Raw genomic sequence first — 25017 nt, 5'->3', positions numbered from 1 at the left:
CCCGCGAACGCTGGCCGGTGTGTCACCAAGCCCTCTGAAGCTTTGCTCATGATTAACCAGAGGCTTCGCCCGGCCACTCATGGTCGAAACTCAAGCTAGAGGCCGAAGAGCGCGGCTGCGTTGGTGTCCAGGATGGTGGTCGCCTGCTCGGCGCTCACGGCCCGGCTGATGTAGTCGATCGCCGATTGGTACTCGGCTTTGGCCTGGAATGGGAAGTCGGTGCCGAGTACCAGGCGGTCTGCGCCCAGAGTGTCGACGGCGCTGCCCGGACACGGGATCGACGAGATCCCCCGGTTCCTGCAACCCCACGCAGCTACCCGCTACCAGGTTTCGTTCACGCCGGGCGGGACCGACGACCTCTTGCGCGTGCTCACCGGCCACCCACGCACGGTTCCTCCGCCACTGGGGCAACTGTGGTCACCCGTCCGCGCCACGTGACCGTTATCCGTGACACCGCCCCGTTCGGATCCCCCGTGCAGGGCCGGGCCGTGCGGTGTCGTGATCCGGAGCTCTGGACAAGCGTCACGTGCCTGGGCCGCAAGTAGGGGAAGTTGCTCTTGAGCGCGACCGGGCGGGGAGATCTGCCACGTGCGACGGTCCGCGGTCGACTGCCGAGCGGGTTCTCGCCAGCCCGTGTGGTCATGGTGCCGCGCGCACCGCGGCCCGGCCGAAGTCTTCGGGGGAGTGGCCGGAGGACATCCGTGCCGATCGGTCACGTTTGGATGAAAGCTACTGCTGCGAGTAACACCGTAACTCGTTTGCACGACCAATCACGGTATCGGATGGCCATTGTTGGATATAGGCTCACGTGCAGCGGAGGCGTAGATGGAACCGGCGGAACTAGCGGAGAGAACAATCGACCTGATGGCCGAGGCCATGAATCACGCCAACGTCGGGGTGGCCAACGAATGGGTATCGAAGCTTCTCCGGATCGTTGCCGGACAGTTGAGCCTGGCTGGCCGGAGTGGCGATTTGGAGGCGTTCCGGGATCGTCCCGGCGACCGCGCTCGCCGTATGTCTCTGGTGGCAGCCCTGGTGGAACAGCTGATCAAGGACGAAGCATTTTGCGGAGAAATTCGCGCGCTCATCGGGTCGATCGCGCGTGCCACAGGCGGCACGGGAGTCCACGTCCATACCTATTCGGCTGACCGGGGTAGTGTCGTCAACACTGGCAGCGGGAACGTCAGCATTCTGAACAAGAAGGTCCACATCGGCGGCGTCGCGGTGCCCGTGGGCGTGTTGATCGCGGGAGGCGTCGCGATCGTCGCTCTGGGCGGCTGGGGCGTCAGTGCGATCGGAGGCGGGGCGTCATCGCTGAGTGGTGCATCCACCTGCAGTGAGTGGCTGGCGGCCGATCCGGCGTCGGAGGCGTCGATTCTCAAGAAGCTGTACCTCGACGCGAGCAAGCCACAGTATGCCGCCGATCCATTCATCGTGCAGAACGGGCAGTACTTCTGCGGGCAGAATCCGAAAGTGAAACTCGATCAGATTGTGGCCGCGCGCCCGTAGAGCCGGCTGCGGAGAAATGGGTAGAGATGAACAAGGACAGTACTGATGGCAGCGGGGGGTTTCTTCCCGGGTTCGCGCGGATTTCGGTTCCTGCTGACGGCCTGGTGCACGAGGTTGAAGGTCTGCAGATGGCTGTACGCCGGGTCCGGCGGGCAAACGGCCGAGCCGGGGTTGCTCCTCAGGCCCCAGGTGGCGAGGTCGAAATCGCAAGGTTCATGAGCCAGTTCATTCGCGTAGTCATGGTCATGAGTGAGGACGGTCTGCCGGTGGGGAGGTCGACCAAGCCGTACGGGATGAAACAGCTTTGTACTGGCGCCGGCGAGGTTCTCATCACCAGTGAACGCGTCCTCACGGTCGTTGCGATTGGTGAGTCGCTCCTTGGTGATTTGGACGAGACGAGGGGCGCCGCCCTGGTGGTGGAGTTCCCCCACGCACGAGTCGAGACCGTGGAACTGGCGCGGAAGCGGAAGATTTTCGGTGGCGTCAAGGACAAACACGTGCGGATCGCCGCAACGACCACCCCTGCTGTACTGGACCTCGAGCCGGCGTACGTGCTCGACAGTAACTCGGCTTCCCCGAGGAAAGTCGACTACGTAGCTTGTGCGGACGCGGTTGTGCGATCAGCCTGCGCGGTGCGTTTGTCCCGAGACGGTCTCGTCGCTTCCGAACGGTCGAGGCTGGAACGCGTGTCCGATGGCGCCCGGGATGCTGACGGCGACGACATCGTTGCCTGGCTGATCGACGCGAACTCCTGAAAACCGAGTGCGCTCGTCGGCAGGTCAGCACGTTGGGTGTCAGGTCGCGGACACCATGTACGCCGCCAGGATGTAGTCGAGGTTCTTGCGGGCGCGGTCGTAGCGCATGGTCGTTCGGCTGGCCTGTGCAGCCGTCGGGTTGCGCTGAGGCCTGACTATTGCCCAGCGGGTACGACATCATGGACAGACCAACCGGCCCGACTAGTGCGGAGGATTGTCGTGAACGACCCGTTGACGCTGGCAGCCGTGGGCGCGTTGGCCCTCACCGAGGGCATCAAGTTCCTCTACACGCAGGCCGGCGAGGCACTCAAGCGGTGGCGCGAGCGGAAAGGCGCCAAGACCACCGAACCGGTCGCCACCCAGCTCCCGGCTGCCGCCTTCGAAGGCCGGCTCACCGAGCCGCACCTCGACCTGGCGGTTGTCGCCAGGCTGGAACAGGAGTTGCGTGACCTGCGTGCCGCTGTCGCGGACTACGCCCAGGACATCGACGAGGTCGACCCGGGCGAGGAGAACCTCCTCGCCGCTGTCGAGGGCCTGCGCCGCGCGATGGAGGCCGTGTTCGGGCAGCGCATCACCTTCAAGGGCGAGACACGTCCGGCGTCGGGTACCCAGGTCACGGGCGAGGCCGTCGTGGAGGAGGTGTTCGGGTACGTCGCCGGGCTGCGAGCCAACAGGCTCATCGCCGGCACCGTGACCGGTCGCGTGAGCGCCAAGAACGTGGGTCCCGGCGGCCAGGTGGTCGGCATCGATGTCGACACGGTCGGCTAGCCCGTGCACATCCCGGGGACCCGACCCGAGGTGGCGGACTTCGTCGGGCGGGAGTGGCTGTTCGACCGGGTGGCGGCCTGGCTGGCCGGGCCCGCGGGTGAACCGGTGTACGCCATCGTGGGCTGTCCGGGGCTGGGCAAGACGACCGTCGCCGCCAGGCTCGCCGAGCTGCCGGCCGGTGACCGGTTCGTCCACGCGCACTTCTGCCGGGTCGGCCTCGACCAGTCGCTCGACGCGACCGAGTTCGTCCATGAGCTCGCCTCCGCACTGGGCACCCGTTCGCCGGAGTTCCGGCAGGCCCTGCTCGACGACGACCGGCCGGTCCAGACGCACCTTCTCGGCGAGGTGGACCTGCGTGGCGGGTCGGTTGCCCTGGGCGGTGTCGCCGCCGGCATCGTGGTGCGTCTCGAGGCCGGCGAGGCGCCTCGGGTCGCGCTGCAGCGCCTGGTCAACCGCCCGCTGACGACGGCGAGGCGCCGGGGGTGGACGCGGGAGGTCCTGCTCATCGTCGACGCGCTCGACGAGGCGTACTCCCACTCTGCGCACGACGGCGTTCACGCGCTGATTCCCCGGCTGGTCACGCTGCCGGGCGTGCGGGTCATCGCCACCACGCGGCCGGACCCGAGGGTCCTGCGCCTGCTGCCCGCGCCTGCCGTCGAGCTCCGCAAGGACCACCCCCAGGAGATGGTTCGTCCATGCCTCGCTGCGGGACGTACGCGAATCCGGTCGGCACATCCCGCAGCCGCGGGCTGCGTCTACCTCTTGGCTGCGGCGACCTTTTTCCGCGAACCACGCTTTTGCTTCGTTGGTGCGGGTTCGGTTTCCTGTGCGCGCTCGTACAGGTCGACGATCTCCGTGGACAGCCTGCCGCGATCCGAGATTTCGTAGCCTTCGGCCTTGGCCCACGCGCGGACCTTCTTCGAGTGCTCACGGCTGGTCGAGCTGCTCGGCATGCTGGTCGCCCCCGTGGCCGTGTTCCTGCGTTTGCGGCCACCGGTTCGCCGCGCGGCTTGGATGTAGGCGGCGAGTTCTGTACGCAGCCCTTCGGCGTTCTCGTCGGACAGGTCGATCTCGTACTCGATGCCGTCGAGGGCGAACGTCACGGTTTGAGCCGCTTCTGTTCCGTCGATGTCGTCCAGTAGTTCTACTTTTACGTTTCGGGCCATGCCGCGACTCCAGAGTGCGTGCCTTGATGCTGGGACGCTGTCGAATATAGCGCACACCGACCGGGTAAACAGCTATTCCGATGGCGTGCGCCGCCGTGTGGCGCAGGGTTTAGAGAAACCTTTGCGAATTCCGGAATTCGGGCTTGAATGCGTGCCGATTCAGCCCTACGGTTTCGGTTGTGGCGCGGTGACGCGCAGTAGGCGGGATCACGGCGCGGACGGCAAGCGGGGGCTCGGTCATTCTCGAGTTGCCCCTGCCTGCCCTGAATCCGGCCACGATCGATTGTGGGGACGTCCTGGTGGTGTCCCGGTATTGAGGGGTGATGGCATGAAGACGCGGACCCTGTGGGCTGCCTTGCTTGGTGGTGAACCGGGTGTCATTTTCGGGCTGTCGGTCTTGGCGTTCGTGGTCATCGTGGCTGCCGTGCTGGTGTTCTGTGACGTGGCGCCGCGGCGGGCCGAGGTTTCCGAAGCTGGCCGTCCGACGGTGTGGCAGCTTCAGCGGCAGAACCCTCGGAATAGGGAGGAGTGGCTGCGGCAACGGGTTGAGGCGTATCGAGACGCGGTCCGTGCGTGGGCTGCGGAGGCTGCGCGGGAGGAGGCCGCTGAGTTGACGGATCGGGACGCGAAGCTCGTAGCGCTGGTGACCGACGACGACTGGCCGACCCTGGAGGATCTGCACGCGGCGAAAGACGCGTCCGCGAATGTCGGGACCGTGTCAGTTCTCTCCGGTGCCGCTGCGCAGGCGTGCGTACCCCGGCCGATCGTTCCCCCGCTCTCGAGTCGCAGCCATGTGCGTGTATTGGCACGGCGCGAACCTCGGCCGTTGGTTTACGGTCGGCGGGAGATCGCCGCGTGAGGTACCCAACGGTGCCACCTCCGGTGGTCTCGACCGGGCGTTACTGGTGGAGTCGCGTCGACCGATGCCCCGGGATGCGCGTAGCCCACCGGCCGGGTCGCGGTTCAGCGGCCGAGGACGGAGACCATCCGGGTCAGCAGGTTGGTGCACGCCCACCGCGACTCGGTGCCTATCGGACGGGACCGACGACGATCGCCGCTGCGGCAGCGCCGCTGCGCCGGCCCATGATTACGAGCGAGGCTTTCGGTGACCACGCTCATTGAACGGCTCCTGGAGCGGCGCGCCTCGCCACTGGATCGTGTCCGGCGGGAGTGGCACCTGTTCGAGGCTGACGAGCTGGCCCATCTCTACCGGGTCGCCGAGCTGCGGAATATGCGGCTGTACCGGCTGCGCCCGTGGTGCGTGCTGGACGACCCGTACCCCCTCGACCATGACCGGCCGAGCATCGACCCGCGCAACGTGATCCCAGGAGGGATGGGATCTGCGTGAAGTGCGCGGCGCACGCCTCGGTCGTCACCCCCCCATCCCCGAACCGGAACGCCGGTTGCCGGTGAGTTTGCCGGCGAATTGTTCGAGGTGGTGACCCGCCCTGGACCTGCGTGACCGGAACATCGTCGACCGGCGGATGGTCGTGCGTCACCCCTCGTGGCCACGCGACCGGTCCGCCGGTGACGGGCACGTACACAGTCACCGGCGGACCGCGAGCCGAGGCGCCGCGCCGGCCCATCCCGCCGCCCAGGCAGACCCGTTTCCTCGAGTGGTGGCGTTTAGACGATCTTTGTTGCGAGGAAGTTGGCGCCAGTGCTGTGGGGACTACGCGCCCGGCGCACACGCAGCGATCGGACGACGGGTTCACCTGAATGAGGTGCAGGGAATGATGCGGGAGGACGATGGCGAACGCGCCAGTCAAAGAGCTGGGCGCTGGCAGCGGCTGGGCTCTACGCCCGCATGGCTGGGTCGCCGCGGCGGACGGTGTTCCGGTCGGGGACTGGCGCGCTTACATCACCGGCCGACGTGAGGCCGCCGGAGTTCCCTACGCCTTTCAGATCGATCTGGTGCACCGTGTAACGGCAGTGATCAATCAAAAGAGCCCGCCGGACGAGACCGTGTTCGCCCACCGGATCGCCGAGCTATCGACCCGGACTCCGGGGACCGGCTGACATGCCAAGGGTTCGTGGCTCTAGTGGTGTATGCCGAGCGCGATAAGAGGCTCTCGTGCTCCCGCGGCCAGATAGGTGCCGGCATCATCGCTGACGACAAGATCCACAAAGCCGAAAGCCTCTGCGGTCCTGTTGATCGCCGTGACTGTCGTCCGATCGTCGTCGGTGAGCGCACCCACGGGATGTTCGACCAAGTCGCGAAGGAATTCCTTCTGCTTGTCCGGCATCCTCTTTAGCCACATGGTCAGTTCGAGACGGACCTCTGCACTGTTGTCCCAGGTTCGGCTGGGATTTGCTGCCGGATTCTCGGAATATGGTAATTCAGTCATATGCGCCCCAAAGTGCCGGCTTGCGCGCTGTCAATCCAGTGTAGCGGCTGCCGTGACGGAGCGCATGCAGCGCAACGGCGGCGTGCATGTGCGCAGACGAACGCGAGGCCGCTGAGTCGGTCGACGATCACGTGTCAGCCGATCTGGGTGATGGCCTTTGTGCCCGTCCGCGGCGGCCTGCCGAAAGGTATTGTCCTTCGGCAGGCTGCGCGGAGTGTGTTCAGCGGCACGTATCAGAGGCTGAATCGATCAGGAATCCGTTGTTTGCATCTCGGACGGTGACCGTGACCGACCAGGCTCCCTGGAAACCGTAGTGGGTATACGTTGAGGTGCTCCAGCTGCCGGTGTTCGATGTGTAGAGAGTGGTTCCGTCGCCGACGATCACCGTGCCGCCGGTGTCGTAGACCGTCAGGCTGATGCTGATCTTTTGGCCGCCGGTGTAGCCGACGCCCCAGCCCTTGATTTGGAAGGCTGGTATATCTCCTCCTTCAATGCAGTTGATGCTGGCGAAGGTGTCGCTGGGGATTGCTGCTGATAGGGGCTTCGCGAAAGCTGGAGATGTGCTGGTGGACGCGAGGAGGGTGAAGAGAAGACAGCATACGGCAAAGATTGTTGACAGTGTTTTGCGCATGACTTATTCCTTGCTCTGTGTAGGTTTGCGCAAAGGCGACTTCTGGTTCAACGGAAATATCGTCCGGTTGAGCATGCGAGCTGGGGCCGATAATCTGCCAGGCGAACTGGGCGATTATCGGCCGCGTCGCTCCGGAAGAGGGGCAGGTTTGCGACTCTCCGGAGGCTACAATGACAGCATGCTGAAGTGAATGTTCACAACCGCTAGTGGAGTGATGTTAAGAGGTGTCGACGTAGCCTCTTGGCGTGCGCGACTTTTGGCGTGCAGATCTGCCCGGCGCTTCGCGGAGAAAGCATTATTTACGCAGTGCTTGGACGCGGTGCCAGAAGATGTATGCTTGGCCTGGGGCTTCTCTTGTTACAGCGTGCCGACTGCGGTCCCTCGACTGTGCCATGCGCGAGAATGGCTATGGCTGGGTGGCGGAACGGTCTTCGAGGCCCTTGATGAGATTCGTCCACGCTTCGGCGCACTGCCGTGCGACTTCGAGAACGGATGGCAGGCAGTGTTGCGGTAGGTTGTCCGCGAGTTGCTCGCAGAAGTCCTCGTCAACGTCGTCGAGGATGTCCAGGATTCGAATCACGGTGCGGCCCGTGTCGCTCAGGCAAAGCGACGGATCGGCTTTCAGCGCTTCCAACGGCTGCCGTTGTCCGATGGTCACGGTGTGCGGGTCCGATGCTGTCTGCGGCGGAGTCGGCGCGGAGGGCTCCGGTCGTGAATCTGGAGCAGTCTGGTCGACGGATGTGCGAAGGGTCGGCGGTAGGGGGTCTTGGCCGGCTTGCACGCGCTTGCGCACATCTTGTGCGGTCGAGAGGGCTATTCCCGCTGCCGTGGCAATCTCGCGAATCGTCGCGGTGGGATACCTGCTGAGGTAGGCCTGGGCTTTCTGGCGACCTTCGGCGGGATCGACCGGCCGTGAGCGTCCGTCGCGGCCTCTGCGGCGGTTCGACTTCGGAAGTTCCGAGGTCGAACGCCGCGTCGCTGCGACCGTTTTGTCTGATATGCCAGCAATGCTGGCGATTGCGCTGTCTGACAGATCGGGGTGTGACGCGAGGATGCGGGAGGCGGCGGCGGCACGATCGACTTGTGACAGCGGAAGGCCGTGCCGCGCATTGGCCCTGACCGCCAGGATGAACGCCTCTTCCGGGGTGCCATCGAAAAACTGGACGGCGATGTCGGTCTCTCCGCGCAAAGTTGAGGCGCGCAGGCGGTGCATGCCGTCAATCACCCGCATCGTTGGTCGGTGGACGAGGATGGGGGGTAGCGGGCCGCTCTGCTCGGCGAGGGCGCGGACATGTTCGCTGTCTTCCCCGCCGATGCGAGGTGAGTCGGCAGGCAAGAGGACCTGATGTGAGACGACCACGGCCTCGATGCTGCGTCGACGAGCGTGGACCGGTTGTGCAGGCAGGGTGTGGACGTTGCCGTCAGGAGACGTCCGCGGCAGCGTTGCAATCTCGCCCAACATCGCGTTTCCCATCTCGTTGGTCGTGGCGTGACCGGCAAGCGTCGGCTGTTCCGCGGCGTTGCCCGGGTGAGGGCAGGTCGGGAGCGACGTGGTGAACCAGGCGACGCTTGAGCTGTGGGCTCGTGCCGAGCGAAGACTGCTTCGGCTCGGCTGGAGTCCAGCTAGTCACACCTCGACGACACGAGAGTGGACGTGCTGAGTGTGGCGCTCAGCTTCGACGGAGAGTACTAGCAAGCTAACTCCAAGGCAACGCGCAATGCCGCCGTGCTGTCCCAGGCAACCCTTCTGACCAGCGATCGGAGTCCGGCGGGAGGTGTCGAGCGTCGTGACACGGAGTGCTCGGGTCGGCGTGCGTACCCTCGTTCGGAGGCCTATCTCCCGATACCTTGATTGACTAAGCTTCCGTACCTTGGACGACATGACCGACTGATGTCTACGGGGAGGGACACAGTGGGCAAGTTGGCTGGCCGGGTCGCTGTCGTGACCGGAGGAGGCACGGGCCTCGGCCGAGAGATCGTGGAGGCGTTCGCTGGGGCGGGCGCCGCGGTAGTAATTGCGAGCCGGAAGCTCGAGGCTTGCGAGCGCGCGGCCGCCGAGGTACACGAGCGCCACGGCGTCGAGGCGCTGGCCTTGTCGTGCAACGTCGGCGTGTGGAGCGAATGCGAGGCCCTCGTCGAGTCCGTACACGACAAGTTCGGCCAGGCTGATGTCCTGGTGAACAACGCTGGCGCTGCGCCGATGTACCGCGATATGACCGACTTGACCGAGCGGATGTGGCGCAAGGTGCTCGACGTGAACCTGCTGGGTGCCGTGGCCCTGTCGCAGGGGTTCGGCCTCCGGATGGCTGAGGTCGGCCGCGGATCGATCATCAACATCACGTCGACAGGGGCCGTCCGGCCGAAGGACCCGTTTGTGCCGTATGCGGTGGCCAAGGCGGGCTTGAACACGCTGACCGAGGCGTTCGCGCAGTCGCTCGGCCCTCGGGGTGTGCGGGTGAATGCCATTCAGTGCGGGCCGTTCGCGACCCAGATGGCCAGCGCCTGGGACGACAAGGTCGTGAACGTCCTCGAGCGGACCGCCGCATTGCGCCGGATTGGCCAGCCGCACGAGATCCAGGCCGCAGCCCTCTACCTCGCCAGCGACGAGGCCGCCTTCATGACCGGCGCCATCCTGCAGCTGGACGGCGGCGCCACGTTCTGAGCCGTCACTACGTCAACTGAGGTACATGTCGATGACTGCGAGTTCGAAGGGGACGCGTCACGCCGGGCAGTGGCTTGCGCTGGACGAGGACGGCATGCTCTACGCCATCGGCGAGACCCTCTACACCGGAGTATCGATCAACCACGCCGGTGCCATCGCGAAGAGAGTGGTCGCGCCACTTATCGATCAAGCACGGAAAGACCATAGGGAGCAACGCGCGACGAGGCGCTACGGTGAGGACGCGTACCAGGTCTGGGTCAAGCCGGCTCTGGGCGGCCGAGACGGTGCTCTTATCGGCATCCTGGCGTGTTACGTCCCGGCGGGTGAACCGTTCCCGTCGACACCGGCGATCGCTACCTGGGAATGGGAGGAGCCGCCAGCCGGAAGCGGCCAACCCTTGCGGCACTGGTGGGGCGAGGATGCGCCGCGACTGTACGGTGTCGAGCCGCCGAGTGATGACTGGCATGGTGGAGAGAGCGGCCGTGACCCGTACCGCTTCATGGACGGCATCCTGACCGAGGACTTCCGGGTGGCGACGACGGCGATCATGCAGGACTTCCGCGACGCCGAGATCAATAGCCCGTTGATCAAGTTTATGGAGCAGCTGCATGTCGCGAGCGGCACACGCCAAGGAGTCCGCGCGGTCGGCCGCAAGAAGGGTGAGAACTTCTACGCCGGCTTCTCGATGCGGGTTGACCTGAGCACGCTCCACAAGGCCCTGCCGGGGCCGTTGCTACGGCAGCTCGGCGCCTACGCGGCGATTATCACCGACCCGCTTGTCATCATCGACACCGTTCACGACGCCGTCGTCATGACCAGTGACGACTACCCCAAGATCGACGTGCCCGTGCCGGCCAACAGCAGCCTCCGATCGATGATTCATCCGGAGCAGGTCACCGCGGTGATCGCGTTGCTCCACGATGCAGCGGCTCGCCCCGGCAAACGATGCGAGCCGGTCGAGGCTGGCCTGCGAACGGCGATCGGTGCGTGGCGATGGTTCCGCTTCCACGCCGTGGGAATCAGCGATAGTGCGACCCCGGACAATCAATTCGTCATGTGTCGGCTGGAGAGCATTGACCGGCTCAATTCAGATGGGATGGATACGGCCTAACGGGTCAAGTGATTCGCTGAACATGCCGCCGTTGTGGTCTGTTCGTGTGATTACATGAATGGATCCGGCCAGACTGACGATCTTCACCTAAGCTGAGCCGAGCGGGTTTCGGCTGTCGCGAACTAGCACGTGGAGTATCCGGTCATGGCTCGTCAAGTGAAGACCCGGCCGGAGCGTCTGCGCTTGCCTCGCGGCGGCGAGTTCGCCGCCGTCTGGATCGGTGAGCTCGGGTCGGTAGCCGGCGATCAGCTTGCCAAAGTCGCCGTTGCGCTGCTGGTTTTCGATCGCACTGGATCGGCAGCATGGACCGGTGCGGCGTACGCCGCGAACTTCCTCGCGCCGCTCGTGACCGGACCGCTGCTGGCCGGTCTGGCCGACCGGTACCGGCGGCGCGAGCTGATGGTGACATGCCTGCTGTTGCAGGCCCTGTGTGTCGCGTTGATGGCAGTTCCGGTGGCTCCGTTACCGCTCCTGGTGGCGGGAACGATGATCGTCGCGTCGCTGCAGATCCCGTTCAAAGGGGCGCAGGGAGCGGTGATCCGCCAGGCCCTCGCCGATCACCTGATCGAAAACCATGCATTGTCGCCAGAAGACCCGGCGCGCAATGAGCTGAACGCGGCGGGCCGTGCGCGGCTGCAGCTGACCCGGGAGATCGGGCAACTCGCCGGTCTCGGGGGAGCGGCGGCGGTGGTCCTGGCGATCGGGACGAGCTGGGCTCTTGCCGTCGATGTGGTCACCTACCTGCTGGCCGCGGTCCTGCTGCGTTGCCGCTTGCGTGATCGGCCGGCTCCGACCGGCGCCCTCACCGGCTCGGCGGTTGCGAGCCTGGCCAGGCAGCTGCAGACGGCCGGAAGGCTCGTGCGCGACGACCGGGCGGTGCGGTTGCTTGTCTTGTTCATCGCGTTGATCGGTTGTACAGCTGCTGCCGACGCCGTCGTCGTGCCGTTGGCCGCGGAACTCGGCGCGCCGCGCTGGGTTATCGGACCGCTGCTTGGGGCTGACTGCGCCGGGATGATTCTCGGGGCCCGGTGGATGGAACAACAGCCCGGCAGCCGCCAGGCGAAGCTGATGGGGCCGTTGGCCGTGCTCAGCGTCGCACCGCTGGTGCTGTTCTGGTTGGAACCGATGGCGTCTGCGGCAACGGTACGTCACGGCGGCGCTTGGTGGTGGCCGACACTGGGCGCCGGGATGCTGCTGGTGGTCTCCGGCGCGTGCAGCGTGTACTACATCGGTGCGACAGCCGATTTGACCGAGCGTGTGAACGAAAATGTTGCCGGCACGGTAAACGGCCTGTCGAGCACGATTCTTCGTGCAGCCCAAGGGCTGGGTGCGATGACGGCGGGCGGGCTGGCGCAGATTTCTTCTGCTGGAATGGCTGTTGCGCTGGTGGGCAGCCTCGGGGTACTCCTGACAGGGGCATGTGCTGTCCAATGGCGACGGACGCAGCGATCGCCGCAGGTCAGAAGTACCGCCGAGGCATGAGTGTGCTCAGGTCTCGCGGTCGCCGGGGATGAAGGCAGGGGTCATGGTTCACCTCCACACGGGAAAGATGGGATTCGGCTGCGGGCAGAAAACAGTGACTCAGAGTTCCCCGGTGGACTCAGGTTTCGCGGTCGCCAGGACGGGCCATGACGCACCTCCACATGTCGATGGGCCAAGGGGAGGAAGGCATGAGGAAGTCCCGGGAGCACCCGGTTGAATCGACATCGTCATCACCTCCGCGAGAGGGCAGTCCCGCGGTCCTCCAGCAGCCGAGCCGAGCAGGGGAGTCCGGCCAGCGTGCTGAGGCCAGGGTAATGCAGCCTGCAGGCGCCCGTCTCGCCCGCGTGATCCGCCAGGTCCTCTACGCGGTCCGTGTGATCACGCATCCACGCTCGAGGTGGCGGCTGTGGGAATGGGGCCGTCGCCCGGTGATGTGGGCGCTGATCGCCGAGCCGCTAGTCCTGGCCTGGGCCGTGATCGAATCTGTCGATGCGTTCGGCATCGGTATCGATTGGACGGCCTGGGTTCGCTTCGGTCTCGTGGGCACGGCGGCTGTCGCCTACGTGGTCAGCACGAACGTCGCCGAGGAACGGCGGCGTGGCCGCGACGGCGACAAGACGCACATCGACCACACCAGCCTGGTGTTCTTCGCCGGGGCTCTTGTGCTTCCGGTGCCGCTGGCGATTCTGTTGATCGTGCTCGTTCGATTTCATCGATGGTGGATCGCGCGCAAGCCCGTCTACACCTTCGTGCACACCTCCTTCGCCATCTGCTGCTCGGTGCTCGGCGTGCATGCGGTGGCGCGTCTTACGCCACTAGGCAACTCGATCGGCAGCCACCGGGTGGCCCTCGGTGCACCGCTGGCCCTCAGCCTGCTGGGAGGGGTGGCTGCCTACTACACCGCGCAGACGGTCATGGTCGGCGCGGCACGGGGGCTTGCGTCACCGGTGTGGGACCAGGTGCCGGCCGACCGCGAGGACGGCTGGCAGCGCCGCCTGCGGATCCACATGGTCGGTGACCGGTCGGACAACACCGAGATCGTGGTGACCTTGCTGGTCGCGGCCATGATCACCTGGGCGGCGATCGCCTGGTCGCCGCTCCTGCTGCTCATCACCCCCATCGGGGCCTACCTCACCGTTCGCGGTCAGCAGCTTGAACAGCAGCAGCAAGAGATCGAAGCGCTCACCCACACCGCGGAGATCGACAGCCGCACCGGGCTGCTGATGGTCGATGCCTTCCAGCGGGAGACAACGAAGGTGCTCGCCCGAGCCGCGCACGACGGCTCGCCGATGTCGCTGGTCCTGCTCGACCTTGACCACTTCAAACGGGTCAACGACACGTTCGGGCACCTCGTCGGCGACGACGTCCTGGCCGCGGTCGGCGCGCTCCTGCGCGAAGAATCACGCCCGGGCGACCTGGTCTGCCGGTGGGGTGGCGAGGAGATGGTCATGGCGTTGCCGAACACTGATCACGAAGCGGCAATGGGTGTGGCGGAGCGGATCCGCGCAGCGGTCGAGGCTCTCACGATCCCGATCACGAAAGCTGCTGGTGGCGACTTGTGGGTAATGGGGCTCCCGGACGAAGACGGCGTCCGCCGGCCGGACGAGATCCGGACGGTGTCGATCGGTGTGGCCACGATTCCGCAGCACGGAAGCGACTTCGACGAGGCGTTCAAACTAGCGGACCGAGCCCTGTATGTGGCGAAGGCTGGCGGCCGAAACCGCGTGTGCACCGCCGAAACTGACCAGTCGCCCAAGGCCGACCAGTCGATCACTTGATCTGCTGGGCCCACGCTTCCCCCTAGCCGCGAGACGTCGCCTCGCCCTTTCTGTGCTCTGCCGGGCAGGCATTGCGGTTCGCTGAAGTTGCAACGCGAGCCTCGAGGTGTGACGCGGTGGTGCGCTGAACCCAACTAGTTACAGCTAGCTATCTGATGCTACTCCGAACGAGTGGTTCGGGTCGCGTGGACCAAGTCGGCGCGGACCGGCTGTACCGCCATGGCTGACGTGTCGGTTAGGCTTTCACCGGGCAATGCAGAGTCGAGTCTGTGCAGGTGAAAGACTCGAATCGAGCACGACGAAGATCAGGTTCGAGCTGGTTCGCCGCTCGGATGTCACCGTTCGAGCGTCAGCACGCGATTCACACGTGAATACGTTGGGTAACTGTTGGCTCGTCCTGTGCGGTGACGTCAGGACGGTCGATGCGGGCAGTGCAGGGGCGAGCGAGCTGTCGTCGCCGGGTCGGCGAGGACAACGGTGGGCGGCGCGAGGCGCGCACGACCCGTCGTGTTCGAAGCACGGGGCGGGGAAGCATGACCGAGAGCAGTGTCGAGCCGGCGAACTCCGGAGCCGATCCGGACGGGCGGCCGTCTGGTCCTCCGGCGTCGGCGACGACGGCGGAGTTGACGAGCTTTGTCGGCCGCGGCGACTTGCTCGATGAGGCGAAAGACCTCTTGGCTAGCGCACGTTTGGTCACCCTCTTCGGCGTCGGTGGCGTCGGAAAAAGCAGGCTGCTGCTCCGGCTGGCCGACGAACTTCGTGCGGCGGGTGCCTATCCGGACGGCGTCTGGGTCGTCCGGCTCGATGACGTGTCAGCGCAGGGGGAGCTGGCTGCGGCCGCGTGCGCGGATCAGCTGGGCATCCTCGACAACGCGGACGGCCCGGCGCTAGAGCGGCTGGTCGAGTTCTTCCGCGACCGGCGTGCACTGCTGATGCTGGACAACTGCGAGCACCTCGTAGGCGACGTCTCACGTCCGGGCCAGGTTCCTCGCCTGCTGGCCATGCTGCTGCCGGAGGCGCCTGCGCTGACGGCGGTGACGACCAGCCGCGTTCGACTGGGAGTGTCAGGCGAACACGTTCTGAAGGTGCATCCGCTGCGGCCCGTCGAAGCGCTGCACCTGCTCCGGCTTCGTGCTCGCGCTGTCGGGAAGTTGATCAGCGATGCGGAGCGCGAGCTGGCGCTGCGCTTGTGTGAGATGCTCGATGGCCTGCCCCTGGCTATCGAATTGGCTGCTGGTCAGTTCGATGTGATGCCTGCTCTCCAGGAGGTTGTCGAACACCCTGCGCTGCTGAATTTGCTGGTGGGCGGGCCGTCTGAGCAACGCCATCATCGCACGATGCGTGCGACCATCTCGTGGTCGTATGACCTGCTGAGCGCAGCGGAACAGCGGATGCTCGCGCTCATTTCGGTCTTCGAGGGCGGATTCGACATCGAGGCGGCGACTGCGGTCTGCGCCGACGGTGGAATCGGCTGCTCGGAGGTGCAGGAGTTGCTGGCTTCCCTCGTGCGGAAGTCGTTGCTGCTGACGGAGGTTGTTGTCGGCAGGACCCGTTACCGCATGCTGGAGCTGATCCGGCAGTTCGGGCTGCAGGTCGTCGCCGCTTCCAGCGGGGAACCGACGATCCGGGATGCGTACGCGGGCCACTTTCTCGCTGTTGCGGAGCGCGCCCGACAGCGCTGGTTTGGTCCGGGGCAGCCGGACGTGCTCCTGCGGCTGCGTGCCGAGTTCCCGAACGCTCACGCCGCCCAGGAACACTTGCTGTCGACGGCGACGACCGTGGCCCAGGGGATCGACCTGGCCGTTGACCTCACCAGCTCCTGTGCGTTTGTGTTCGCCGGGCTGCAGGCCGATAGCCGGCGGATGCTGGCCCGCGGGCTTGCCCGGCATCCCGCTGAGCCGAGTCACCGGCAGCTGGCCGCGTTATGCCTGATCTCGTGGATGGCTCAGATCCAGGGCAGCGACGTCGCTGCAGCCGCACAGGCGGAAGCCGAGGAGGTCGCTCGGCAGCTGGGCGCCGAGTCCTTCGGTCCCTTGCTCTTCAGCCGCGGCACCCGGTTGTGGCTCGCCGAGCCGGACCGGGACCGCGCTCGCGAGAGCATCGACCTGCTGGCTCGCGCCGAGGAGGAGTTCCGCACTTCCGGTGAGGACGGGCCGCGGTTCATGGCCGCGCTCTACGGAGCGATGACCACGGCCTTCTTCGGCAGTCCCGAGGAGGCGTTCGCCGCCAGCGCGCGGGTGTTGCAGCTGGCGACCGCGGCCGACGCGCAGTGGTCCATCTCGTGGGCCCGGTGGACCTGCGCCCTCGCCGAGCTGCTGCACCGGGACGCACGAGCTGCGGCACGGTACGCCCAGCAAGCGCTCGACGTCCAGCTCAAGATGAAGGACAAGGGTGGGCCACCTTGGGGTTTGTTCTTGATCGCTCTGATCGCGTTGCGGCTGGGCGACTACGAGCGTGGCGCGCAGCTGCTCGGCGGTGCACGTGTTGCGCAGCGGTTGACCCAGACGAGAGTGCTGGGCCTGGAACCGTTCCTACGGGTACAACGGCAGATCAAGGCCGTCGCCCGGAAGAAGTTCCGCGAGTTCGACGCGAAGATCCGTGACGGCGAGTCTCTGGCCAGGTCGATGGACGCGGTCTACGACCTGGCCATGAAGCCTTTCGCCGCGGTCGATGAAGCCCCGGCAGCGACACAGGCTGCCCAGATGCTGACCAAGCGCGAGCTGGAGGTCGCTGAGCTGGTCGCCAAAGCGCAGGCGAACGCCGCGATCGCGGGGGCTCTCAACATCAGCCCGCGGACAGTCGAGAAGCACATCGAGAACGTCCTGGGCAAGTGGGGCCTGACCACACGAACGGAGATCGCAGTCCGCTACCTGCGGGACGTCGACCCAGCAAACTGAGAATCCCGGCGCAGCACGGCCGGAGGACGTCCTAACGCGACTGCCGCCCGCCGAGCAGTACCGGCAGGCTCTCGAGACCGTGCATGACCACGCTTTGCTTGTACTGCAGCTGCGTCTCGTCGACAGCCAGGCACGCGTCCGGGAACTGACGGGTCAGGGCAGTGAAGGCGATTTCGGCTTCCAGCCGCGCGAGCGGCGCGCCGAGGCAGTAATGCATCCCCTGTCCGAAGGAGAGGTGTTTCGCGGCCCGGTGCGGGGCCAGCTCGTCGGGCTCCCGATACTGCGCGGGATCACGGCCCGCGCTCAGCAGGCAGACGAGCACAACTTCACCGGCCGGGATGACGACGCCGCCGTAGCTGACCGGCTCCGTGGTCCATCGGTAGGGCGCCATGCGGACCGGGCAGTCGAAGCGCAGCATCTCCTCGACGGCGCCGGGAATCAACGCCGGTCGACGCCCGAGCAACCGCCACCACCGGGGGGCGGCGAGCAAGTGACGCGCTCCCTTGCCGATCAAGTTGGTCGAGGTCTCATGACCCGCGACGAACAGCAGGAACACCATGTCCATCAGCTCGCCGCCGGTGAGATCACCGTTGTCCGACAACGTCACCAACGCCGAGAGCAGGCCGTCATCCGGCGTGCCTCGCTTCGCGACTATCAGCTTGTCGAAGTAGTCCTGCATCTCACGCGATGCTGGGAGCACCCGATCGGGATCGTCCTCCATCAGCGCCGCCGTCCACTCGCGCAACGGGCCACGCTCGTCCAGCGGCACGCCGAGCAGTTCACAGATCACGATGAGCGGTAGCGGGAACGCGAAGTGCTCGATCAGGTCCACCGGCCGCCGGCGGGGTAGCTCCCCGAGCATCCCGGCGGCAAGGCGCTCGATCCTGGGACCCAGCTCCTGGACGCGGCGCAGCGTGAAGACCTTGGACACGAGAGCGCGCAGCTCGCCGTGCCGAGGGTCGTCCATGAACAGGATGCTGTCGCCGAACATCCGTGACTGCTCAGGGTTCTTGCCGAGCTTTCGCAATTGCTCGCCGAGGATCCGCCGCAGCCCCTAGCCGTCCTTGCTGAGGCGCTTGTCGGTCAGGGCGGCCAGCGCGTCGGCGTAGTCGGCGATCACCCACGCCCGAACGCCGGTGGGCAGAGTGACCCGGTCCACCGACCGCGCCTGCTCGCGAAGCGCCTTGGCGTACCTGTGCGCCTGCCCCCAGTAGCCCGGGCCGTCGAACAGTTCGAGCGTCATGAGGCCCTCCCAGTACATCGCCTCTCGCCCGCCCATGATCGTCGACCGGAGCCAGTGTGCCATCAGCGTGCACACGTAAATTTCGCCGCCGACACCACGTAGACAGCATCGCCGACACGTATTTGCCAGTACGTACTCGCTTCCGGGACCACAACCAACGCCTGCGCCTACCAGCCACGCTGGAATAGGTCGATCGATCGAAAAGACCGGTATACTTTCGACGCCGCCGTGAGAACGACAGCCCCGGCGGGCGGTTCTCTGTCCGGGTGCCATGCCTGTTCTCCGCTGGAAAGCATCCCCGGTGACCGGCTACGTGGCCGGGTGGGACGCAACTACGTATCTTCACGTACCTCGATCGAAGGACGCCGGCACCGTCAGTCGCGAATGCGTGAGTTCCCGAATTGACGTCACCGCTCACGAGCGGCCTATTGTTGCGGTGTCGATGGAGATCCGGACCACCATTCACGGCGGCCCGGATCGGGGGCCACCCGTCTCGAACACCCAGCCGATACCGGCACGGTGTGTCGTCCGGGCGGACCCACGGCAGGGGAGCACGACAAGGAGCAGTGATCGGCACGCGTGCACCGACACCAGGGCGGGCAGGCCCGGTTGATGCAGTATGACGACACCGGCCGCGCGAAGCGGCCACGCTCCAGCGTGCACGCCTCATCGGCCGACGTGATCGGCCGATGAGACCGCGCCGGACGGCGCCACCCGGGCAGGGAGCGCCGTCCGACCGCGCGGACATCCGGCATTGATACCGAACGTGGAACCACGACACGATCCCGAGGTAGTGAATGACAGCGCACGACGGCGAACACGGCGATCGGCCGCCCTATGTGACAACCCTGCTCGTCGTCCGAGACGACGAGACGGGGTGGGCCCACGTCGCCCATGACATCGATCCACGGCGCCGGCCGCGCTTCGCCGGATTCGTCCAGACCGACTCCGAAAGCGCCCTGATCGCCGCCCCGGCCGCGGCCGGCTTCCAGCTGGCAGCGGCTTACCGCGTCGACGAGTTCGCGACAGCGTTCCTCTTCGGCCGGGTCGCCGCGCGCCTGGACAGCCCACCACAGCTGACAGCCGGCCAACCTGCGGCCTTGTCCAGCTCATCACGCAGCTGAGTCCGTCGCCGCTCCCAGTGCGCCACACTTCAAAACAGTAAATACGGCATTTGCTGAAGCTCGTTTTCCTTGCGAAAACGAGCAATTTTCGCTGCCCAAAAACAGCTGGACCGGCAGTGGGAGAATAGTTCCCCGAAAGGGTTGACATTAACTCAGAGTGACATGCACTCTGGTGGCAGATCAAACAAAAGCCCAGCTAGTCGACACAAGTCACCGGCAACTGATGATCCTCCAGATTCGATTGATGACCCACGGTAGTTATCCGGTGGGCTTGTGATCTGGTAGGTCGAGTGCAGTCCGGCCTGATTTTCCGGGGCAGCGTCGGATGCGGCATCACAGGAAGGAAAATCCATGGCGATACACGTTGCGCGGGCAACGCCGGCCACGGCGATTGGCGATCATCGACTGATCGCACGGCTGGGCGCACTCGCAGTCGGTACCGCCGCGATGGGCGGCGGCATCAGTCTGCTGGTGTGGTCCAGGTTGGGCATGCTCCCCATGGACGTGCTCCATCTCGGCGTCAGCCACGCGCTGGGCTGGACGTTCGGCGAGAGCCTCATCGCGTGCCAGTTCCTGTTGGCGCTGACGTTCATCCCGCTACGCATCCGGCTAGGACTCGCGACGGCAGTCGCCCTCGTGATTCCCGCAGCCGTCGCCGACATCCTCTTAATGGTCCTGCCGACCACCGCCGGTCCGCCATTCCGCATGGCCGCGTTCCTGATCGGCGCACCCCTCTTCTGCTGCGGCATCGCCGTCTACCTGCGGGCTGGCCTTGGCTCCCTTCCTCGGGACGGGATCATGCTCGCCGTCGCCGGAGCGCGCGACGACCTCAGCCGTGCAAGCCCTCGCCGCACCGCACTGGTACGCATCGGCCTCGACGCGGCCTTCGTCGCCGCCGGTGCCGCACTGCTCGGTCCCGCGAACGCGCTCCACGCCGGGGCGCTGGCGCCTGGCACGGTGTTGCTGGCCCTCGGATCCGGTCCCTTGATCGTGGTCTTCCGGCGCCTGGCCAACCGAATCCCCGGACTCTCGCCCGCGCCTACTCAGGCCGCGCCTCCCCGCGGAACTGGCTGTCACCGGCGCATGCAGCCCGCCCACACCGGCGGCGGCCAGGCATGACCCCGGCCGGCTCCAGTCGTCCGATCAAACCGGAAACCCACACGTAGAGGAAACGATCATGACTCAACTCATGCCGCACAACGACATCCAGATCGCTACCGGGCAACTCGGCGAGCCTGCGATGGGACCACAGCGCCAGCAGCTCACCGTCGCGGTGCACTCCGGCCTGGCCCCGATCCGGACCTTGTCGTCCGGGACGGTACGGATGGCCGGCGGACACCACGCGCTCGCGCACATCCATGCCGATTCCGAAATTCAGGTCTACGTCGTGCGCGGCAGGATCGCGTCCCTGACCGGCCCCGACCTCACGCCGATCGTGCACGGCCCCGGATCGTTCGTCTACATCGCACCAGGCGTGGAACACGTGGGCGTGAACCTGGATCCGTACGAGCCTGCCGAGCTGGTCGAGTTCCGCACAGATCCGGCGTTCAACAAGGACGTGGTCCCCCTGTCCGGCTTGGACGCACTCGCCGAAAGTCGCGTTACCCAGCTGCGCCGTGAGTACCTCCTCGGCCGCTGCGACGAGCAACTGGCCGTCCCATCCGTGCACGCCGTGACCCGCTGAGGCACACGGCCCACCCACAGGCACCCGCGCAATCCCGCGCGGGCATCGGAAACACACCGCCGCGGCCATCGCCGCACCAGCAGAGAAGGAACCGCCATGCAGAACATCCAGATCGTCCGGGCCATCCTCGCCGGAACTTTCATCGTCGCCGGGATCGTCGCTGGAGCGGGCGCCGCATCCGCCGCGACGACGCACCACTCCACCCCGGCCGCCGCCTCGGTCAGCCCCGACACCCGCGAAGGCTCGATCACCGACGCGTCCCCCAGTGGGGTACCAGTCCTGGCTCCCGACGGCACCCGGATCTGGTGACAGCACCCCACGGCCACGTCCGGCCGACAGCGTTCCGGCCAGCCGAGCCACGGGCAACGAAGTACCGGCGAACCCGCATCGTTAGCTGGGCCCCCGGGGTGACGCCTCGGCATAGGGAACGCCATTCAGCGGACAGACGAGTACGCACGATGACGCGTGGAAGCTGACTCGTCGTCAATCAATGAAAACGTCGACGGATGAACAAAGCTGCCCGAAAACGGGTAGTCCGATTGCAACTAAATAGGCCGTCACGGTGCTCTTGACTTCGATTGCTTTCCTGGGCAGTGTGGACGGCATCAGCAAACACAGGCGCTGATCGTGGGGTCACCACAGTAAGTCCGAGCTCTGGCGTGTGTCGACGGGTTGGGGAACCTGGCAGGACGGTGCACGCGTCGAAGGTCAATCGGAACTCTCCTCAGACGGGGAACGCTTTCCGTGAAACTTAGGTTCGGGTGGGACTCCTCGAATTTCGGTCACGAAATTTCACAAGAGGAGCAGAAATGATGTTGTTTCATCGAGTTCGACTCGGGCTCGTGGTCGCCGCCGCGGCGGCAACCGTGGTCGGCGGCGCCGGCCTCGCCGAGGCGGCCACCAGCCACACCCCGGCGACCACGCTGACCGCGCGCAGCGGGGCGCGCGACGTCGGGAGCCCGAGCGAGGTCGATTCCTCGGCGCCGGTGATCGCACCGGACGGCACCCGGATCAACGGCCTGACGGCCATGCCCTTCGGCGGCCATGCCACCCGCGTCGGCGGGACGACACGCGAGGGGCGGGCCTTCTCGACGCAGAGCGCGATCGAGGTCGACATCAACGCGTCGGGTGCCCGGCTGCGCGCGTCGGTGCCCCGCGGGACGGTCGTCGGACTGGCCTACCCGTGGCAGACCGCCTGGGGTGGCTGCCAGATCCCCGGGGCCGACGGCTACGTGTGGGGCTGGCTGTCGGTGCAGACCTCGGTGGGCTGGCGATCCGGCTGGATGCGCGGCGACCTGTGGTCGATCACCCAGCACACCTACCCCGGTGGCGGCGGGGACCCGACCAGCCTGCCCTGGTGCTGACGTTCCCCAGGCCGGTGCACCGCTGAACACGGTGACACCGCCTCGGGGCTCGTGAGCCCGCGGCCGCCACCCTCCCCACGTCGATGGTGGCCGCCTCCCCGGGAGGCGGCCGGCGACAACACCCTCCACTCGCCGGCCGCCTCCCACCCCGTCTCCCGCGAAAGGGCAGGTCATGAACCACCCACACGGCCACGGCACCTCCGTGCAGCCCTTCCCGTTGTCCGCCGACGCGGGGTTTTCCGCGCCGGGTGCTTCTCGAGAATCCGGACCGGGACACCGGCCGGAGGGCTCCGTACACGTCACGGTGAGGCAGCTGCCCGTCGCGTGTACACCCGTCTGCGTACGGGACGCCGGCGCCGCGCTGGGGTCAGCCGCTGGCGAGGATCGTGACCAGCGCGCCGCCGAAGAGGCAGGGCACGAACGGCACCGTCGAGTGCTCCCGCTCGTTGCGGCGGTGCGTGCCGGGGACGGCGACGAGCAGCAACGCCAACATGCTGGCCACCAGCAGCGCGCCCGCCACCTGCGGCCAGCCGGTCCAGGCTGTCACGGCGCCGACCACTGCTGCGACGCCGATGTCCCCGGCGCCCACGCCACCGCGGGTGAGCACGGCCAGCACGAGGACCAGCCCACCGGCGGCCACCAGGCCGCCCACTGCGCGCATGCCGGGTTGGACGTCGTGGCGCGCCAGGCACAGGGCCCCGAATCCGGCGACCACGCCGGCGAGTTGCGGCCATGCCACCCGGCGCGGCAGGCGATGTTCGCGCCAGTCGACGATCGCCAGCGGCACGGCCAGGACGCCGGCGAAGCCGTATACCGCGACCTCACCGCGCGCACCGACTCGCGAGGCCAGCGACGCCAGCAGCACCGCGGTAGCCGCGCCACTCAGCCACCACGAGCCGGCGATCTTGTGTTGCTCCCGCAACAGCCGCCGCGTGAGCGTGCTCGCGGCAGCGCCGAGACCCAGGCCGATCACCGCGGCGCCGAGGACTCACCAGTGGGCATTCACCGGCAGCTGCACGACCCCTCCCGGTCTCGCATGATCACTCTGCCCGTCATCTTGCCTGTTCGCACCGGCCTCGCGCTTCCGCGCGACCGGCAGCGGAGCGCGACGACCCGCCACCGGCGGCTGCGCCTCGCCGTTGCCGCGTCGATTGTGGTGCTCGGCGTTGCCGCGAGCGCCTGCGGCTCGGGCAGTACCGCAGCCCCTACGTCGCCGACGAGCACGCCGACCCCTGCGCCATCGACCGCGACGACCGCATCGCCCGCCGGCACGGCAAGGCAGCAGGCGGTTGAGGCCTACCTGGGGATGTGGCGGGACGTCGCCGCCGTGGCGACCACATCGGACTGGCAGTCGCCCCGGCTGGCCGCGCACGCCACCGGCGACGCGCTGCAGGTGTTGTCTCGGCAGCTGTATGCCGACCGGTACAACGGCCTGGTCAGCAAAGGCACCCCGACCAACGCGCCGGTCGCCCAATCCGTCGACTCCCCGTACGAGCCTAAAACGGTCGTCATCAGGGACTGCTCGGACGCGACCCATTGGCTGAAGTATCGGGCGGACACCGGGCAGCCCGCCGACAGTGAATCCGGTGGCAAGCACCTGATCAACGCCGAGGTCAAACTCGCGGTTGACGGTTCCTGGCGTGTGACCCGGTTCGCTGTGGAAGGCACAGGATCATGCTGAGCGCGGCTCGCCGGTGCGGAATCGTTGCCACCGCAGCCTCGGCGGCGGTGCTGCTCGCGAGTCTCACTCCCGCGCTCGCCGGGGACTGGTACGGCGACGTCGACTGCGGGCAGAGCCCCTACGCCGGCTGCGAGCTCGGCGCAGGCCAGCGCGGCCACGGCGCACCCGCGCCCGGGCCCGGTCGGCAACCCAGCGCGCCGAAAACCCAGGACGGCCACCGGGATCCGGCGCCGCTGCCGGGGGATCGGATCGTCGGCGGCGAGGACACCCGGGCGAACTGCTCGTACGTGCGCAGCGACTACCAGCCGCCGGCCAGTGGGGTCCAGACCGCGAGCAGCCGCCTGCACCCCGCGACATCCGACGCCGTCCGCTTTGCATCCCTCACGGGCCTCGGACTCGACCGCCCACGGCTGGTGCAGGCGCCTGGCCAGGGCGGGGCGTGGTACGTCTACCAGTGCGCCGGGCCGGGTTCGCGCGACGCGCTGTTCCGGGCACCGGTGTGGATCGCCGACGGGCAAGCCCCGGGCGCCGGCGCGGCACCGTCTCCGCAGCAGCTTGCCGGACAGGCGGCCGCGCAGCTGCGGCTGCCGGGCCCGAGGATCACCTCGAGCCCGGCTGGCACGCAGCTGGTTCGGTTGCCGACGTGGCTGTGGCTGGACCGCGCGATGTGGCAGCCGCATATGGCGACGGCCGCGGTGCCCGCGGTGTCGGTCACCGCGACCGCCACGCCGACGTCGGTGTCGTGGGACACCGGCGACGGCACCACCGTGACCTGCACCGGCCCCGGAACCCCATTCCCCACCGGCGGGGCGCC

General features: G+C 66.8%; 26 protein-coding genes and 1 pseudogene. 19 read left to right on the top strand and 8 right to left on the bottom strand.

Annotation, left to right across the window (positions count from 1 at the left end; genetic code table 11):
* Positions 1 to 95: 95 nt before the first annotated feature.
* Complete coding sequence (locus CF165_RS47230) at positions 96 to 248, bottom strand: amidohydrolase family protein (RefSeq protein WP_276209774.1); 153 nt, start codon at positions 246 to 248, stop codon at positions 96 to 98.
* A 616-nt stretch (positions 249 to 864) separates the two neighbouring features.
* Between CF165_RS47230 and CF165_RS47225 the strand changes: the two genes are divergently transcribed.
* The 4 genes and pseudogenes from CF165_RS47225 to CF165_RS53265 all read left to right on the top strand — a co-directional run.
* Positions 865 to 1509: a hypothetical protein gene (locus CF165_RS47225; RefSeq protein WP_143268886.1), complete on the top strand. Its 645-nt coding sequence runs from the start codon at positions 865 to 867 to the stop codon at positions 1507 to 1509.
* A gap of 26 nt (positions 1510 to 1535) precedes the next feature.
* Complete coding sequence (locus CF165_RS47220) at positions 1536 to 2264, top strand: hypothetical protein (RefSeq protein ID WP_143268885.1); 729 nt, start codon at positions 1536 to 1538, stop codon at positions 2262 to 2264.
* A 219-nt stretch (positions 2265 to 2483) separates the two neighbouring features.
* Complete coding sequence (locus CF165_RS47215) at positions 2484 to 3032, top strand: hypothetical protein (protein ID WP_093954145.1); 549 nt, start codon at positions 2484 to 2486, stop codon at positions 3030 to 3032.
* Between the two features lie 3 nt (positions 3033 to 3035).
* A pseudogene (locus tag CF165_RS53265) lies at positions 3036 to 3605 on the top strand (P-loop domain-containing protein); the annotation flags it as partial.
* 182 nt (positions 3606 to 3787) lie between these two features.
* On the opposite strand, the gene CF165_RS47205 reads toward CF165_RS53265, so the two are convergent.
* Entirely contained in the window at positions 3788 to 4198 is a 411-nt protein-coding gene (locus tag CF165_RS47205) for a histone-like nucleoid-structuring protein Lsr2 (protein WP_093954143.1), read from the bottom strand.
* Positions 4199 to 4526: 328 nt separating this feature from the next.
* Here CF165_RS47205 and CF165_RS47200 point away from each other — a divergent pair, with 328 nt between their 5' ends.
* The 3 genes from CF165_RS47200 (at position 4527) to CF165_RS50870 (ending at position 6217) form a co-directional block, all read left to right on the top strand.
* On the top strand, positions 4527 to 5057 hold the full coding sequence (locus CF165_RS47200) for a hypothetical protein (protein WP_093954142.1): 531 nt from the start codon (positions 4527 to 4529) through the stop codon (positions 5055 to 5057).
* 246 nt (positions 5058 to 5303) lie between these two features.
* On the top strand, positions 5304 to 5546 hold the full coding sequence (locus CF165_RS47195) for a hypothetical protein (RefSeq protein ID WP_093954141.1): 243 nt from the start codon (positions 5304 to 5306) through the stop codon (positions 5544 to 5546).
* Between the two features lie 401 nt (positions 5547 to 5947).
* Positions 5948 to 6217 carry a hypothetical protein gene (locus CF165_RS50870; RefSeq protein ID WP_143268883.1) on the top strand — a complete coding sequence of 90 codons (270 nt, stop codon included), beginning with the start codon at positions 5948 to 5950 and terminating at the stop codon, positions 6215 to 6217.
* A 20-nt stretch (positions 6218 to 6237) separates the two neighbouring features.
* Here CF165_RS50870 and CF165_RS47190 read toward each other — a convergent pair whose 3' ends face one another.
* The 3 genes from CF165_RS47190 to CF165_RS47185 form a co-directional block, all read right to left on the bottom strand.
* Positions 6238 to 6444 (bottom strand): hypothetical protein, encoded by a 207-nt coding sequence (locus CF165_RS47190; RefSeq protein ID WP_143268882.1) that lies wholly within the window; start codon positions 6442 to 6444, stop codon positions 6238 to 6240.
* Positions 6445 to 6766: 322 nt separating this feature from the next.
* Complete coding sequence (locus tag CF165_RS50865; RefSeq protein WP_143268881.1) at positions 6767 to 7177, bottom strand: hypothetical protein; 411 nt, start codon at positions 7175 to 7177, stop codon at positions 6767 to 6769.
* Between the two features lie 406 nt (positions 7178 to 7583).
* Positions 7584 to 8651 carry a ParB N-terminal domain-containing protein gene (locus CF165_RS47185; RefSeq protein WP_093954139.1) on the bottom strand — a complete coding sequence of 356 codons (1068 nt, stop codon included), beginning with the start codon at positions 8649 to 8651 and terminating at the stop codon, positions 7584 to 7586.
* A gap of 438 nt (positions 8652 to 9089) precedes the next feature.
* On the opposite strand from CF165_RS47185, the gene CF165_RS47180 reads away from it, so the two are divergent.
* The 5 genes from CF165_RS47180 to CF165_RS47160 all read left to right on the top strand — a co-directional run bounded on the left by CF165_RS47180 (position 9090) and on the right by CF165_RS47160 (position 17107).
* Positions 9090 to 9839: an SDR family NAD(P)-dependent oxidoreductase gene (locus CF165_RS47180; RefSeq protein ID WP_240522165.1), complete on the top strand. Its 750-nt coding sequence runs from the start codon at positions 9090 to 9092 to the stop codon at positions 9837 to 9839.
* Between the two features lie 25 nt (positions 9840 to 9864).
* Entirely contained in the window at positions 9865 to 10950 is a 1086-nt protein-coding gene (locus CF165_RS47175; protein ID WP_093954137.1) for a hypothetical protein, read from the top strand.
* Positions 10951 to 11094: 144 nt separating this feature from the next.
* Positions 11095 to 12432, top strand: coding sequence for an MFS transporter (locus CF165_RS47170; protein WP_093954136.1), 1338 nt, complete (start codon positions 11095 to 11097; stop codon positions 12430 to 12432).
* Positions 12433 to 12776: 344 nt separating this feature from the next.
* Positions 12777 to 14210 carry a GGDEF domain-containing protein gene (locus tag CF165_RS47165; protein WP_158226953.1) on the top strand — a complete coding sequence of 478 codons (1434 nt, stop codon included), beginning with the start codon at positions 12777 to 12779 and terminating at the stop codon, positions 14208 to 14210.
* Between the two features lie 533 nt (positions 14211 to 14743).
* Positions 14744 to 17107, top strand: coding sequence for a LuxR C-terminal-related transcriptional regulator (locus tag CF165_RS47160; protein ID WP_158226952.1), 2364 nt, complete (start codon positions 14744 to 14746; stop codon positions 17105 to 17107).
* A 31-nt stretch (positions 17108 to 17138) separates the two neighbouring features.
* Here the strand turns inward: CF165_RS47160 and CF165_RS47155 are convergent, their stop codons facing one another.
* Together CF165_RS47155 and CF165_RS47150 are read right to left on the bottom strand one after the other, a co-directional pair.
* Positions 17139 to 18098, bottom strand: a complete 960-nt coding sequence (locus CF165_RS47155; RefSeq protein WP_093954133.1) for a cytochrome P450 family protein — start codon at positions 18096 to 18098, stop codon at positions 17139 to 17141.
* Positions 18099 to 18161: 63 nt separating this feature from the next.
* Positions 18162 to 18350 (bottom strand): hypothetical protein, encoded by a 189-nt coding sequence (locus CF165_RS47150; RefSeq protein ID WP_143268880.1) that lies wholly within the window; start codon positions 18348 to 18350, stop codon positions 18162 to 18164.
* 797 nt (positions 18351 to 19147) lie between these two features.
* On the opposite strand from CF165_RS47150, the gene CF165_RS47145 reads away from it, so the two are divergent.
* From CF165_RS47145 to CF165_RS47125, 5 genes are all read left to right on the top strand, one after another.
* Positions 19148 to 19474: a hypothetical protein gene (locus tag CF165_RS47145; protein WP_093954131.1), complete on the top strand. Its 327-nt coding sequence runs from the start codon at positions 19148 to 19150 to the stop codon at positions 19472 to 19474.
* 351 nt (positions 19475 to 19825) lie between these two features.
* Positions 19826 to 20593 (top strand): YczE/YyaS/YitT family protein, encoded by a 768-nt coding sequence (locus CF165_RS47140; protein WP_093954130.1) that lies wholly within the window; start codon positions 19826 to 19828, stop codon positions 20591 to 20593.
* Between the two features lie 58 nt (positions 20594 to 20651).
* On the top strand, positions 20652 to 21158 hold the full coding sequence (locus tag CF165_RS47135) for a cupin domain-containing protein (RefSeq protein ID WP_143268879.1): 507 nt from the start codon (positions 20652 to 20654) through the stop codon (positions 21156 to 21158).
* Between the two features lie 96 nt (positions 21159 to 21254).
* A complete protein-coding gene (locus CF165_RS47130; protein WP_093954128.1) occupies positions 21255 to 21467 on the top strand; it encodes a hypothetical protein in 213 nt (70 codons plus the stop codon).
* 500 nt (positions 21468 to 21967) lie between these two features.
* Entirely contained in the window at positions 21968 to 22522 is a 555-nt protein-coding gene (locus CF165_RS47125; RefSeq protein WP_143268878.1) for a hypothetical protein, read from the top strand.
* A 367-nt stretch (positions 22523 to 22889) separates the two neighbouring features.
* Here CF165_RS47125 and CF165_RS47120 read toward each other — a convergent pair whose 3' ends face one another.
* Complete coding sequence (locus CF165_RS47120) at positions 22890 to 23495, bottom strand: prepilin peptidase (protein ID WP_093954126.1); 606 nt, start codon at positions 23493 to 23495, stop codon at positions 22890 to 22892.
* Positions 23496 to 23558: 63 nt separating this feature from the next.
* Here CF165_RS47120 and CF165_RS53260 point away from each other — a divergent pair, with 63 nt between their 5' ends.
* Both CF165_RS53260 and CF165_RS47110 read left to right on the top strand, forming a co-directional pair.
* Positions 23559 to 24203, top strand: coding sequence for a hypothetical protein (locus CF165_RS53260; protein ID WP_240522164.1), 645 nt, complete (start codon positions 23559 to 23561; stop codon positions 24201 to 24203).
* A gap of 47 nt (positions 24204 to 24250) precedes the next feature.
* Positions 24251 to 25017, top strand: a 767-nt coding sequence (locus CF165_RS47110) for a hypothetical protein (protein ID WP_093954125.1), incomplete at its 3' end; no start/stop codon positions are given.

It is taken from the genome of Amycolatopsis vastitatis, from assembly GCF_002234595.1.
Taxonomy (GTDB): domain Bacteria; phylum Actinomycetota; class Actinomycetes; order Mycobacteriales; family Pseudonocardiaceae; genus Amycolatopsis; species Amycolatopsis vastitatis.
This window is presented reverse-complemented; position numbering and strand designations above follow the sequence as displayed.